This is a genomic window from Ruminococcus flavefaciens AE3010 (assembly GCF_000526795.1).
Lineage (GTDB): Bacteria > Bacillota > Clostridia > Oscillospirales > Ruminococcaceae > Ruminococcus > Ruminococcus flavefaciens_D.
On sequence record NZ_JAGT01000001.1, the window covers coordinates 974,001 to 988,578 of the forward strand.

The 14,578-nt window shown below is 37.8% G+C and carries 12 protein-coding genes; 3 read left to right on the plus strand and 9 right to left on the minus strand.

Annotated elements, in window-relative coordinates:
* Nucleotide 1: 1 nt before the first annotated feature.
* From N774_RS0104205 to N774_RS0104215, 3 genes are read right to left on the minus strand one after another with little or no spacing between them, the layout of a single operon-like run.
* Nucleotides 2-1,567 carry a hypothetical protein gene (locus tag N774_RS0104205; protein WP_024860036.1) on the minus strand — a complete coding sequence of 522 codons (1,566 nt, stop codon included), beginning with the start codon at nucleotides 1,565-1,567 and terminating at the stop codon, nucleotides 2-4.
* A gap of 60 nt (nucleotides 1,568-1,627) precedes the next feature.
* Nucleotides 1,628-2,104 (minus strand): hypothetical protein, encoded by a 477-nt coding sequence (locus N774_RS0104210; RefSeq protein ID WP_024860037.1) that lies wholly within the window; start codon nucleotides 2,102-2,104, stop codon nucleotides 1,628-1,630.
* A gap of 15 nt (nucleotides 2,105-2,119) precedes the next feature.
* A complete protein-coding gene (locus tag N774_RS0104215) occupies nucleotides 2,120-3,145 on the minus strand; it encodes a serine hydrolase domain-containing protein (protein WP_024860038.1) in 1,026 nt (341 codons plus the stop codon).
* Nucleotides 3,146-3,477: 332 nt separating this feature from the next.
* On the opposite strand from N774_RS0104215, the gene N774_RS0104220 reads away from it, so the two are divergent.
* Together N774_RS0104220 and N774_RS0104225 are read left to right on the plus strand one after the other, a co-directional pair.
* On the plus strand, nucleotides 3,478-5,568 hold the full coding sequence (locus N774_RS0104220) for a dockerin type I repeat-containing protein (RefSeq protein ID WP_024860039.1): 2,091 nt from the start codon (nucleotides 3,478-3,480) through the stop codon (nucleotides 5,566-5,568).
* A gap of 248 nt (nucleotides 5,569-5,816) precedes the next feature.
* Nucleotides 5,817-7,064, plus strand: a complete 1,248-nt coding sequence (locus N774_RS0104225; RefSeq protein WP_155250330.1) for an IS4 family transposase — start codon at nucleotides 5,817-5,819, stop codon at nucleotides 7,062-7,064.
* A gap of 210 nt (nucleotides 7,065-7,274) precedes the next feature.
* On the opposite strand, the gene N774_RS0104230 is transcribed toward N774_RS0104225, so the two are convergent.
* From N774_RS0104230 to N774_RS0104245, 4 genes are all read right to left on the minus strand, one after another.
* Complete coding sequence (locus N774_RS0104230; RefSeq protein WP_024860040.1) at nucleotides 7,275-8,618, minus strand: leucine-rich repeat domain-containing protein; 1,344 nt, start codon at nucleotides 8,616-8,618, stop codon at nucleotides 7,275-7,277.
* Between the two features lie 376 nt (nucleotides 8,619-8,994).
* A complete protein-coding gene (locus tag N774_RS0104235) occupies nucleotides 8,995-9,549 on the minus strand; it encodes a hypothetical protein (RefSeq protein ID WP_024860041.1) in 555 nt (184 codons plus the stop codon).
* A gap of 43 nt (nucleotides 9,550-9,592) precedes the next feature.
* Nucleotides 9,593-10,795 carry a hypothetical protein gene (locus N774_RS0104240; RefSeq protein WP_024860042.1) on the minus strand — a complete coding sequence of 401 codons (1,203 nt, stop codon included), beginning with the start codon at nucleotides 10,793-10,795 and terminating at the stop codon, nucleotides 9,593-9,595.
* Nucleotides 10,788-11,549: an SDR family NAD(P)-dependent oxidoreductase gene (locus N774_RS0104245; protein ID WP_037280127.1), complete on the minus strand. Its 762-nt coding sequence runs from the start codon at nucleotides 11,547-11,549 to the stop codon at nucleotides 10,788-10,790. Before N774_RS0104245 ends, N774_RS0104240 begins: the two co-directional genes overlap by 8 nt.
* Nucleotides 11,550-11,710: 161 nt before the next feature.
* On the opposite strand from N774_RS0104245, the gene N774_RS0104250 reads away from it, so the two are divergent.
* On the plus strand, nucleotides 11,711-12,175 hold the full coding sequence (locus N774_RS0104250; RefSeq protein ID WP_024860044.1) for a hypothetical protein: 465 nt from the start codon (nucleotides 11,711-11,713) through the stop codon (nucleotides 12,173-12,175).
* 152 nt (nucleotides 12,176-12,327) lie between these two features.
* Here N774_RS0104250 and N774_RS0104255 read toward each other — a convergent pair whose 3' ends face one another.
* Both N774_RS0104255 and N774_RS0104260 read right to left on the minus strand, forming a co-directional pair.
* Nucleotides 12,328-13,575 (minus strand): IS4 family transposase, encoded by a 1,248-nt coding sequence (locus N774_RS0104255; protein ID WP_155250345.1) that lies wholly within the window; start codon nucleotides 13,573-13,575, stop codon nucleotides 12,328-12,330.
* 360 nt (nucleotides 13,576-13,935) lie between these two features.
* Complete coding sequence (locus N774_RS0104260) at nucleotides 13,936-14,553, minus strand: hypothetical protein (RefSeq protein ID WP_024860046.1); 618 nt, start codon at nucleotides 14,551-14,553, stop codon at nucleotides 13,936-13,938.
* Nucleotides 14,554-14,578: the final 25 nt, after the last annotated feature.

The following is a 14,578-nucleotide window of genomic DNA, read 5'->3' on the forward strand; positions in this document are numbered from 1 at the left end:
TTCACTGCACTTCAAGACCCGCTAATATGTTTTTATGATTTCTTTTATAGTTTTTTAATACAAGTTTTCCTGCGTCGTCTGAATTAATCTTATAAAGCCTTATCTCAGTTCTTTTCAGATGATAGCGTTTATCGCCAAGCTTTAAAGCAAATGAAAAATCCTTTTCTAACGTTCCCACTTGAATAATAAATTCTCCTTGTAAAGATTCATCACATTTATTATAAGCCTCATAAAAAGTCTCTAAAACTTCATTCTCGTTAAAGTAAATAAAAGCTGCGTATCTGTGCTGTTCACTCTCATATCTTATGAAAACATCTTTTATTCTCGCAGGTTCCATATTCTCTTTCCATACGCCATCGGACAAGATCTTTTCTCCGTTGAAGAAATTACAGATAGTCTTTGTGATTTTCAAGCTGTCTTTTTCAATGCAGAATACTAGTTGATATTTGAAACGCTTCATATAATCATTAATCGTATCAAGAGATGGTACTTTTGTTGCTCTGTACTCATTTACATCGATTTTGTATTCTGATATAAGATTTGAAAACTCCTGCTCGTAATCGTTTGTCACTTCGCCCTGCAAAGGGTAATCAATCATGATATTATGTATCTGATTACGCATATTATGAAACATCAATACCTTCCCTCTTGGCATGATGCGGAATTCAATATCATCAAGCCCAAAACGTTCAGTATCATCGAAATAGTGGTCAAGTTCCTTGGGTAATGAAGTATATACCCGATAAGTCTTTCCGTCAGAAATATCATGCCACGCCAGTTTCACATATTTTGGCACAAAGGAGGAGGTATCAATTACATCTCCATCATCTGTATATCCGAGGCAACCGCACAATAATCCAGACGGGTTTAAATCGGCTGTTTCGTTAGGAAATTCACAGCTGCCCTCCAGTAATAAACAGTTTAGTTTTTTATGCGTTCTGACCTTAATACTCTTACATCCGTAGACATCCCAATGCTTTAGTTCTTCTGGGCTTGCATCAAGTTCCTTTGCTTCCCATAAGTCGATCTTTTCAAGCATACCTGCTCTGAACAGAGATTTTCTATATTCTTCTTTGCTCATTTTTGCCCATCTTGCAGATTCTTCAAAAGAATCACCTGACAGAAATGAATTCCTGTTATTAAAAAGGTTTTTAAGACCGATGCACGCTGCCAAAAACAAAACTATATGCAAACCGGTCTGCCGACTGTCGTACGCCCAAAACTTTATAAGAAAAAAAGATATCAATCCGAAAAGAAAAGACGCTACCGTATTAAAAATGCTCCGGAACCCCAGCGCCATACCGTTTCCGGCAGGATCGCTGTGCGGATAATATGGTGCAAAAATAAACCAGTAATAGTCAAAGGCAATAATTTCTATCATAGAGAAAAAAGGCGATTTTTTGGCGGTAAAATATATCGTTGCCAGCTGTGTGGTCAATGTGAGCAATAAAAACGCTGTCAAAAGAAGATCTTCAAGTTTTTTTGAAGGCTTGTACATTTCCTTTATAGCTGCTCCTGCATAACTGAATCCGATACAAGCCGCCAATAGTAAAACGAACTCGACCATAATTCTTGTCACCCTCTTTAAATCATATAAACCTCTTTAAATTGTTCGCAATCTGTGAAATTATAATCTTGATTTAATTTCCTGATATATTTTATAAAGCTTGACTTCTTCATCTGGTAGTTCTTCAGGAGTACTGAGCAAAAATCCTGTCACGCTTTTGATTGCTCCTGCCGTATCGCTAAGTGTTGTTTTTTTGCCACATTTTAGGTTTATCGTCATCCGCATACGGTATTCTTCATGATGATGTCTACGTCTCTTATATCTTTTGATCTGAACATCATCGATCTCATCAAAAGCAATAGTTTTCTTTCTAATGAGATATTTTATTATCATATCATTCTCTCTAATGATAACCGAAGTGCCTACAGCTCTTTCAAAAAGGTATATAAACGGATATGCGATCATTACTCCAATGACAATAAAAAAGTTCCATAAAGGCAATGATGAGAGAAAGAAGATCATAATGAGCAATATCAGCAATGCAATAAGCTCAATGATAATTATGATTTTATTTTCGTGCTTTATTTTATATTCCATATTTACCACCTATAATTAACTATCGTTTATACAGTAATTGTCTAAAATCAGCTCACTCACAAACGGTTCAATGTGTTCTCTTATGAAATCCACTCTGTCAATAACAGTTGGTTTGAAATAGGACGCTACAGCAATAACGATATTTTTATCAGGATTGATATAAATAACGTTACCACTGTTTCCAAGAGCAGCGTATATTTTCTTTTCACGGTCTAATATCCACCACAGATAGCCGTATTCCATGCCCTGCCAGTTCTGATTTTCTATAACTCTGGGACGTGTCATTTCTTCTATCCAGCTTGAAGAAATGATACGCCTTCCGTTATAAACGCCTTTATTCAGACATAACAGACCTATCTTAGCCATATCCTCCGCCGACATACAAAGTCCATATCCGGGAGTGCCCAAGTCCTCGGTATCGCAGAACCATACATTCTCTTTCGGAGTTTTCTCTATGGTAAACTTCTTGTGCTCCTCGGCTGATTTTGCTATATAGACCGAGTAAGGTCTGATACTCAGCGGTCCAAAAAGGTATTTGTTTGCGTAATCAACGGTCTTCATTTTTGTTGCCTTGTATAGTATTCCCGTCAGTATATGCAGACAAACCGTTTTATAGTTGAATTCACCTGTCAAACCGTTCCTTCCACCAAGGAAATCAAGAGAAGCATAAGTCCAGTTATCGCTTGAGCACACCTTCGACCACGGATCACCCTTGCTTTTATATGGTGCTCTCATAGTCAGCAGATGTCTGATAGTAACATCGTATATGGTCTTTTCACCGCGTTTGACTTTATAATCAGGAAAATAGTCAAGGACTTTATCATCTATACTCCCTATCTGCCCTTTATCCAGAGCAATTCCTATGAGCAATGCCATAATGCTTTTGGTAGCAGACATTATGTGTACGCAATCGTCTTTTCTGTAATTGTGCCATGTGTCACTGTAGGCCTTTTCTCCGTCTTTGTAAGCGCAGATCTGGCATATATTACTTTCACTGCCTTTACTTTCCTCAATATACCTATGAAGTTCGTCCTTTGTCATAATATACCTCCGAATAGTTAGAGTTCTGTATATTCGATCGAAGTTTCATACATTATCTTTATTGTATCAAGATAAATTTTTAATGTCAATACTTTTTTCTAAAGAAATATGGCATCCCCAAAGTCTTTCATTAAATAATTATCATGTAATTCATAAATCAGAATTTTAATGCAAACTTATTGATTTTCCAATAAATATATAGTATTATTAAAGTGACAAAGTGTACGTGTAAATATTTATGAAAAAGGTGAGATGAAGCTATATATTAACCCCTTCATTTATTTAAGAGACTAAAAACGACCTTGCTTCCATAAAAACGAGGAGTTGATATTATGAAAAAGAAAGTTTTAGCAACTTTTATTGCTGTTATGAGCTGTGTAGGAACAATTCCTGTTTCAAGTATTTCGCTTACAAGTATGGCTGAGAAAGCTTTAGAACAATCAGTAGAAGATGAAAGTTCTCTTAAAGATTATGCAGACTCCATAAATGAATATCTACGTTCAAACAGCGTTTTAGGCTATGCATATATTCAGGATTTTGATGCCACTGAAAAACTGCTTATTACTTATGACAGTGACTTAGAAAAGATAAAAGCTTATATCGCAGACTTAGGCATTGATGAAAACATAATTCTTTATTCACAAAATCATAATGATACATTAGTTTCGGAATTATCAGGTAAAATTGTATCACTTCCTGACAAGCTTGAATACAATATTGGTGAACAAATAGACTTGACTGGCATAAGAATAGAAGCAGCAAAGTGGAATGAAAAAGCTGTTGTTTATTCATATCCAGATGTAGCTTTTGACTATCAGTCCAACATACCTAAACCTGCGACGATTCTTCTATCCACTGATTTCCGCAGTGATAAGGCAGGTACTTATAGAGTTCAGGCTTTGGGCTTGGATAACGTAAGCTTTGAGGTGAAGGTAGTTGATAACGCTGCAACTAGTGATACAACAGCCTCACCAAGTACAAAGCCTGTTAAAAACGATCCGACAATGCTTAAAGGTACAAAGGAAATGTCTCTTGATGACGTAAAGGAAATAGCAAAGAAAAAGAAGAACATTACATGGTCGGACTTCGCTGATTTCAATGGGGAATGGAATGCCACAGATACATATACTCAAATGTGCAGATTTGAGCTGGAGGACGGGTATTATCTCCTGGTTGAGGGCAATCCTCCCGAAGCTCCCGAAATTATCAGGCTTTATCACAAGGACGATCCCAACTTCATAGACCTCCGCTATCATAGCGTTGAAAAATTCATCGACGAGCAGTTCTATAAAGAACTGCAAAATATGTCCGAAGAGGAACTGAAGGCATTCTTCAACGAAAAAGGCATGACTGAAGAAAAGGGCTACAGAGTATGGACAAAGGAAACAGCTCTGAAGGCTCTCGACAACTACTTTCTTACATTCCTTGTAGCGCTGCCTGCAAGCTTTACCGATAAAAGCGGCAATACGATCATCAACGAGACAACCGATAAAAATGACCTGTCCAAAATGGCAAACGATAACAGCTTCGGGGAACAGCTCAGCAGTTTTTTAGGGAACTTTAAGGTAAATATCAATAATCAGATCTCTCTGTCAAGTCACTTTGTTTACCGCAGCGAAGACAACGACGGCACAAAGGTCTACAGAAGATACATAATCTTTAATGTATATGGCTCCTGGGCAAGAGATACAGAGAATCAGCTGCTTGCAGGCGCTCTGAACTATATCCAGTTCAGTCCTCAGTTTGCAGGCTTTGAATATGAGGGCAGGATACCGCGCTACGGCACAGAGGACACGGGAAAGCTCAAAGGCGACGCCAACAACGACGATCAGGTGGATATGTCTGATGTTGTATTCATCATGCAGTGCCTTGCAAATCCCGATAAATATGTACTCTCCGAAGAGGGCAAAGCCAATGCGGACATTGACGGTGACGGTGTGACCGTAGGTGACGCTCAGAGCATACAGAAGCGGCTTCTCGGCATAATAGACTACATCACAGACCTTGACACCATAAGGACTATGCTTTCAGACTATGCTGCGGATCAGATGCTGCACATAACAGTAGTTCCAAAGGAGAAAATGCCCGAGCAGTTCGCGGACAAGTACGTTTTTGTAAGTCAAAACTCAACACACGGCGGAGGCTCATCTTACGATGAATTTCTGAGTAAGAATTACATAGACCAGTCAAATATAAGAAATATACCTTACGATATCGACGATGATTCCGAACTGAATAAGCTTTGCGAAAAGCTTTACCTCTTTGCTCTTGAAAATGGTATCTCCGGCGGAGTATACAAATACAAGGATAAGATCAGACTTGTGTACGATTTCCGCCATGAAGACTATAATGAAAAGATGGATAAATTCATCAAGGACAACAACATCGATCCCGATATGATCATGAAAGAAATACTTGAATAATTCGACAGTCAAAGAAAGCTCCGCATATGCGTAATGTCATTAAGCTAAGGAAAAGTAAAATAATCACAGGAATCAAAGATCCTGTGATTATTTTTTATGTATATAATGTAAATTTTTGCAAAAAGGTATTGACAAAAAGCCAAAAATGTGCGGCGCAGCTAATCAGATATACACATCTGATTGGAGGTTTTACCGTGCAAAAATACTGTAATATCGTCAAAAACAAGCTTAATACTCTTATCAGCAACATGGAGAAAAATAACTCTGATTTCGTAGTTGATCCTAAGAGAGATTTTGTTCGTAAAAGTGAGCTATCTTTCTCAAAAACATTGAGATTCATTCTCGGAATGGGCAGCCAGACACTTGGCAAGGAGCTTGTAGAATTCTATGATTATGATTCAAAAATGGTATCTGTGTCTGCTATCGTTCAGAGAAGAGCTAAAATACTTCCTGCTGCTTTTCAGTATCTGTTCCATAAATTCAATGAAACATTTTCTCAAACCAATTTCTTTCACGGCTACAGGCTTTATGCTGTGGACGGTTCTGATATACATATTCCTACTGATCCTGATGATAAGGATACTTTTTATCGTGCAAATAATGATGTAAAAGGCTATAACCTCATGCATCTGAATGCTTTGTATGACATTATGAACCGTAGATATATCGATGCTGTATTACAGGACAGTCGCAATGAAAATGAGCATTCTGCTCTCATAAGTATGCTTGAAAATATCGGACATGAGTCCATTATCGTTGCGGATAGAGGATATGAATCCTACAACACGATCGCTCATCTTGAAAATAACGGCTTGAAATATGTGATGCGCATCAAGACAAGCGGTGGAATTGCTCATAAATTCAACATTCCCCATAATGAGGAAGCTGATTTTGCTGCAAATATTATTATTACAAGAAGACAAACTAATGAAGTTAAGGCTAATCCTGAACTTTATCGTTATCTTCCGCACTCTTCAAATTTCGACTTCCTTCCGAAAGAATCGAAAGATACATATCCTCTTAAATTCAGGATAATAAGGCTCAAGATATCTGAAGATAACTATGAAACCATTGTTACCAATCTCTGTGATGATGAGTTCTCTGCCGAAGATATAAAGATGATATACAAAATGCGCTGGGGGATCGAGACTTCATTCAGAGAACTGAAGTACCAGGTTGGTCTTATTGCTTTCCATTCAAAGAAAAAGGACTGCGTGATACAGGAAATCTTTGCAAGTCTTATCATGTATAACTTATCTATGCTGATTACCGAAAATATCACCATAGATGACGATAAGCATAATGATTACCGCTATAAAATCAATTATGCTTTTGCTATACATATCTGCATCAAATTCTTTCGCTCTGCACACGCAAATCCTTTTCTTTTGGAAGAGCTGATAGCAAGAAACAAGTGCCCTGTCAGACCTGATCGTATTGCTGATAGGAAAACTCGATATCATTCTGCTATTCCCTTCAACTACAGACTATCATAATTCTTCGATTATGTCAATCTTTTTTCAGGCAGATCTCGGATCTGTCTTTTCGTCATGCATTTTTTGCGAATGTAACAGCAGGAGTATGTCTGGTCATATTCCAAACATACTCCTGTTCTTTTTCGTATTTGATTAGCTTAATGACATTACGCATATGCGGAGCTTTCTGGATTAATGGGCATAGAATGGTTAGCGCTTATATCCTCTTTGTTAAACGAGGTTATTACAATATTCATTTCTGTCGATCCTTACATATGGAATACCATTTTTTGAGGCATATGTATTTGTTTCAGCATTTCCATACATAGTAAATCCGGCGATAAGAACATAATTATCATATCCTAATGAATATTTGTTTATTTTCACCTTTTCATCAACAAATGCACTTTTTAGTTTATTGCCGAAGAAAGCATAGGCTTCAACGTTTATATCTCCACTCAACAAAACATATTCATATGAAGTAGAATCAAATGCATCCCAACCTATATTAAGCTTCTCATCGTTGTCCCTTATAAATACTAAAGAACCTCTGAGTTTTGCGTCATCAATAAATGCATAATCTCCGATATATTCCAGTGTATCAGGGAAATTAATCTTCTCCAGTCCTGTACAGCACGCAAAAGCATATCTGCCGATACTCTTTGTATTTTTTAATCTCACACTTTTAAGATCATAACAGAACGAAAAAGCATCCTGACCAATAGTTTTTGCATCGATATCAGCATTGACCACGTAATCGAAACTGCGGTAACCGATGGTATCTGCTTTGACTTTTACATCAGTCATCGATACGCAGTCGCCAAAGCAATTGTTTCCCAACTCTTTTGCAGTTACATCTATCTTTTTAAGCTTTTCACACTGATAAAATGCTCTGTAACCGATATTATTACATTCAGCACATTCAAAAGATGTAAAAGCTGTGCCTGCAAAAGCAAATGAACCGATATCGCTGTATACTTCTTTGATTCTGCAATTTGAAGAATTGTAGAAGGTAACAGAACTAAGATTAGAACATCCTCTGAATGCCGAATCTCCGACGGTCAGTTTTCTGTCACCTACGCGTACAAATTTAAGGTTTATACAGCCTTCAAATGCACTTTTACCAATCTCAGAGATCGAGCTTCCTCCCGGAAAAAGAGTTCTGCCAATACTCGAACCGCCCGGATGATACTTTGTTTCATATAATTTATCCTTTCCATAGAAGAATATATCCAGAATACCTTCCTGACCTTTGAAAGCATTGTCTGCTACTGCTACCACATCTCTGCCATTGATATGCTTAGGTATACTTATATGCGTATAGGTATTTTTAGTCTCACAGCCAGTAATAACTACTCCTCTATCCTGATTTTTATAGTATATCCGAACATTTTCGACTTCATCATATATATAATCATCTGAACATTCTCCGGAAACAGTTCCCTGCCCTGTATATACTGCAGATACTGTTAAAGGATTGATGCCAATACCTGTGAATCCATTTACACCAAACGAAGTACATATAGCTGTTACAGCGCATATAGCTGCCATACTGCGTTTTATTCTTGTTTTCATACCATTTTCCTCCTAAATAAATCTTAATTCTTTTTAGCCATTAAGCAGTTTGCACCTCTACAAACCGACTTTCATTTTACATGAGCATATCATGTTTGATGCTCTATATCAGGAATATATGCATATTATACATTACTGCTGTATCAAAAATCAACAGAATATTGGTAAGCTGCAAAAATAAGGATGTAAGATGTAAAAAAATGAATGTAAGTTGTATTTTTCATGTGGTAATGCTCCTTTTCATGGTTGTATTTTCTTTTTTAGTAAATACACACAATTGGACACACTGTGAAATACTGTCATTTCAGAAACATAAAAAAGCACCTGTCTTTTTGGGACAAGTGCGACATGTTTATTAAGTTTTCATACAATTCAATTATTTCCGTGGACGGCAGTAATGATAGCAGATCCGAAACTCAAATTCATACCCTTGCGGATTATTTTTGAATTCTTCTCTTTTCCGTAGATCGCCGATATAATTCTCTGCAATTCCACACTCCTGATTACGATGATCAACATAATCAAGCGATGACAAAAGATCACGCAGTTTTTCGACACGAGCTATGTTGGTTACTTCATAACTATCCCGCCAGCACCAATCTCTTTCCTCTGTATTAAGATCTGAATCAAGTACACAGCATCTGCTGTATATATAGGAACAAATTTCACGCATGGCAGCTCTCGGCACAATGATATCGAGATTTCCTTCCATGCCTTCTTCAAGCGGATACTGCTTTTCCATATATTTACCGCATATTCTGAAAATAGCCGGTGGAAGATCCATGAATATGCTGCTGTTCCACCAGCTGACTTCTTCAAAACCACTGTATATAGAGGGATTTTCAGATGCAGCAATCACCTTCGGACCAGAAATGATATCACAAGTTTGCTTATCCTTGATGCGTACACTTATATCGAAATCAAAGCTCATTGATCACACCCCATTTTGCAATATAGTTTCAAAATACTGATCATCACTTCAAATAATGATGATATGTTGTGTTCAGATGGTCACCGACTGTGACCATGCCGATTATATTTTTACCGTAGGACACAACGGGAGGCACAAAAATAAGGTCGGTAAGCCTATACTCCCCGTAATCAGTGGGTATATCGATCCTTGTCAGATTTGTTATGCTTATATCTTTGGTATTCTGCCCGTAGCCCAGTATTTTCGCAAGTTTTCCCGTGCTTTTACTATGAAAATATCCTGCAAATTCCAGATTTACAGCATCAACGAGTGTAGGTTCAAATGCACTCATAAAACGCAGCACAAGGTATTTATAATTTTCATCGCTCAGCTTTTTCTTCATGACTCTGTCGATAACGACAGCATTCTCAGTAAGCGTCTTTCCCTTGGCATACCTGTATCTGACCGCTATACCCGTTGCCTGATTGCTCATTGTTCTGTTACCGTCCTGTCTGCCATCTACTGCAAGACCTATCTCCTGCATCTGCGGTATATCCTGTATCATTTCTGCTATAGTATATGAAGTAAAGCCTATCTTGTTCGCTTTGCATTCTTTTAGCTTTTGACTGAGCTCTCTGCTCTCTGTCAAAACGTTTTTCACCGTTGTTTTATGCGACTTCCAGAAACTTTTATATGCCGCTTCCATATCATCAAAACCGAAGATCCTGCGCTGCTTCTGCCATTTTCTGTTGTAGACCTTCGTAACTAATGAAGCAAGAAAAGACAGCTTTGATGTGTTCGGCAGTGTCTCGTTGTTCAGCAGTTTTATTTTGCGATACTCGCATTTTTCGCCGCTGAGGCTTTTCATAAACGCTTCTATGAAGTAACAGAGGGACTTTCCGTCGCCGCCAAGATGATGCATAAGGAAACAAAGCTTCATTTCACTGGCATTTTCATAAGAAACAAAACAGCGCAGGAACTCCCCGTCCTCTAATCTGAACCTTATGCGTTCCTGCTCCTGTATCAGCTCCTCAAGCTCAAAATCGCGAAAAATTATGCGGTTCATCGGCTCCCTGCAATCATCATAAAAAGCATCGCCATTCTGGTCTATGACCACCTTGCAGTTAAGTATCTCAAAGGCTCTGGCAGCAGCTCTGAAGGCTTCTGTCAGTTCAGCTTCACTGGCTTTGCCGCACACTTTTACCTGCATAGCAATCATCATATTCACATCAAAGAGGTCGCCGCGCTCTGTCTCTATCTTATACATAATCTCTTATCCCATACATCCATATTTTCATAAGAACCTTCTGCGGAAGGATTTTGCTGAGTAAGTGCTCGTACTTGACAAAAAGCGTGCATACTGACATATCCTTCCCCTTTACAGAATCACGAAGCGCCTGAACTGCCACTCTGTTAGGAGAAACAAGTCCCGGGAACTTCACAGGTTTGCCATTGTATTCCTTACTCAGCATATCAGTATCTATCCAGCCCGGACACACTGCTGTACAGATTATACCTTTGCTTTTAAGCTCCACATTCAGTGAGCGTGTATATGACCGAACAAATACCTTGCTTGCAGCATAAAGGTTTATGTACGGAACAGGCTGGAATGATGAAGCTGATGATATATTCAGTATCCGTGCTCCCTTTGACATAAAAGGAATCGCATAATTACACAGCAGACATACAGCTTTGCAATTCAGGTCTACGGTCTTAGAAATATATTCATCTGAAAACTCAGAACTTTCGCCCATATCTCCCATACCTGCATTGTTGATAAGGAGCTTTATATCAGGCTTCTCCGCAATGATAAGATCTTTTAATGCCGCCAGATCGTCAGCCTTGCTCAGATCGCATTTAACTGCCCGAACCTTATCCTCAAACTGCTTTTTCAGCTTGTCCAGTTTCTCCGTATTTCTTGCAACTGTCCATATCTCGTCTACCTGTTCTTTCAAAACTTCTCTGACAAATTCCTGCCCGAGACCTCCCGTAGCTCCTGTAATTATCGCAATTGATGCCATATCCCACATATCCTTTCGCTTTCAGAGTTGTGAAACTACATCTGTTTTATTTATTATATCATACAACAAAAGTGTTTACAAGACCATATTTCCGTTTTCACCTTGAAGAAACTGCTGTTATATGATATAATGAAAGCAATTCAAAACGGTAGGTGTATAATATGATTTATCTTGTTTCACATCTATGGCTGCTGTATCCGCTTTCGCTTGTGCTGGCAGTTATCGCTTATACTGTGATCGACATTCATGCGATAAATCCAGTATGTTGCTTAGAATCAGCTGTATATGCAGCCATTCCCGATCTCATCGCTGTATTGGGACTTTGGTGTTTTAATAAAGAACACGTGATACCTGCTATCATCATTGCCATACTCTGCTGTGCTGCAACAGGCGCTGCTGTGTGGTTCTTTTGGGCAGACAGTAAAAGCCACGATCATTTTCCTGTAAAGGTCGCAGGAATTGCTGCCGTTATTCTGAGCATCATCGCTGTGATACTATGCAGTGTATCCTTTGCAGGAAATCTTTTTCAGATTCTCCTGACCTCATTCTGCCTTTGCGGTATGATAAGTATTGCCTATATCTTTGGATATCTTATAGCATTTGCCAAGGGAATAGGTGGGCCATGATGTTAATGTCATTAAGCTAATCAAATACGAAAAAGAACAGGAGTATGTTTGGAATATGACCAGACATACTCCTGCTGTTACATTCGCAAAAAATGCATGACGAAAAGACAGATCCGAGATCTGCCTGAAAAAAGATTGACATAATCGAAGAATTATGATAGTCTGTAGTTGAAGGGAATAGCAGAATGATATCGAGTTTTCCTATCAGCAATACGATCAGGTCTGACAGGGCACTTGTTTCTTGCTATCAGCTCTTCCAAAAGAAAAGGATTTGCGTGTGCAGAGCGAAAGAATTTGATGCAGATATGTATAGCAAAAGCATAATTGATTTTATAGCGGTAATCATTATGCTTATCGTCATCTATGGTGATATTTTCGGTGATCAGCATAGAGAAGTTATACATGATAAGACTTGCAAAGATTTCCTGTATCACGCAGTCCTTTTTCTTTGAATGGAAAGCAATAAGACCAACCTGGTACTTCAGTTCTCTGAATGTAGTCTCGATACCCCAGCGCATTTTGTATATCATCTTTATATCTTCGTCAGAGAACTCATCATCACAGAGATTGGTAACAATGGTTTCATAGTTATCTTCAGATATCTTGAGCCTTATTATCCTGAATTTAAGAGGATATGTATCTTTCGATTCTTTCGGAAGGAAGTCGAAATTTGAAGAGTGCGGAAGATAACGATAAAGTTCAGGATTAGCCTTAACTTCATTAGTTTGTCTTCTTGTAATAATAATATTTGCAGCAAAATCAGCTTCCTCATTATGGGGAATGTTGAATTTATGAGCAATTCCACCGCTTGTCTTGATGCGCATCACATATTTCAAGCCGTTATTTTCAAGATGAGCGATCGTGTTGTAGGATTCATATCCTCTATCCGCAACGATAATGGACTCATGTCCGATATTTTCAAGCATACTTATGAGAGCAGAATGCTCATTTTCACAACGACTGTCCTGTAATACAGCATTGATATATCTACGGTTCATAATGTCATACAAAGCATTCAGATGCATGAGGTTATAGCCTTTTACATCATTATTTGCACGATAAAAAGTATCCTTATCATCAGGATCAGTAGGAATATGTATATCAGAACCGTCCACAGCATAAAGCCTGTAGCCGTGAAAGAAACTGGTTTGAGAAAATGTTTCATTGAATTTATGGAACAGATACTGAAAAGCAGCAGGAAGTATTTTAGCTCTTCTCTGAACGATAGCAGACACAGATACCATTTTTGAATCATAATCATAGAATTCTACAAGCTCCTTGCCAAGTGTCTGGCTGCCCATTCCGAGAATGAATCTCAATGTTTTTGAGAAAGACAGCTCACTTTTACGAACAAAATCTCTCTTAGGATCAACTACGAAATAAGAGTTATTTTTCTCCATGTTGCTGATAAGAGTATTAAGCTTGTTTTTGACGATATTACAGTATTTTTGCACGGTAAAACCTCCAATCAGATGTGTATATCTGATTAGCTGCGCCTCACATTTTTGGCTATTTGTCAATACCTTTTTGCAAAAATTTACATTATATACATAAAAAAATAATCACAGGTTCTTTTTGATTCCTGTGATTATTTTACTTTTCCTTAGCTTAATGACATTACGCCTGCGGGCGGATATCTTTATACATATTTGCAGTTTTGATTATCGTTACACTCGTTTTATGACAGGATATTATCAACAAAATGAGCAGGATCCATAACATCTAAAGGAGGTAAAAAACTATGAGAGTATCACGAATTCTTATTTCTTTTCTTCGATTAACATGATATTTGATAATTCACTTTTTGTATTATCAAATATCAGACTTAAAATAATATTACCTTTTTTATATTCGAGGTAAGATTCCGTTTTGATACTCGTTTCACCAAAGCTTGATACAAAGTCTTCAATTGAAGTTTTGTAATCTAAACCGTTGATCCTGATATGATCATTTTCGGGCGATTTGACATCAACTAAAACTACTTTTTTCTCTGAATTATTATCAGTTTTATCTCCTTCGATAGCTATTGTACAAATGTAGTCTTTACTGTTATACATATCATAAAGCGTATAATCGTCATCAGGATCATAAACGCCGTTTTCGAGCTTATAATCGCTGCCGAGCTCACCGAATTTAAAGGGGAAAACAAGTGTATTTCCACAAATACTTATATTTGTGATATCAGCTTTTTCGTTTCCAACTTCATTAGTGTCGGTAGTATTTTGCTGTATAGGGATACTACTGCTTGCAGAAACATCATTTTTCGATGTTTTATCACGCCCGCATCCACTTACTGCATTGACTGAGCAGAACAACAGCAAAAGAAAAGGTAACAGTTTGTTTTTCATTTTTCCTCCTATATCGAAATCAAAGCTCATTGATCACACCTCCGTGCTATTCAAA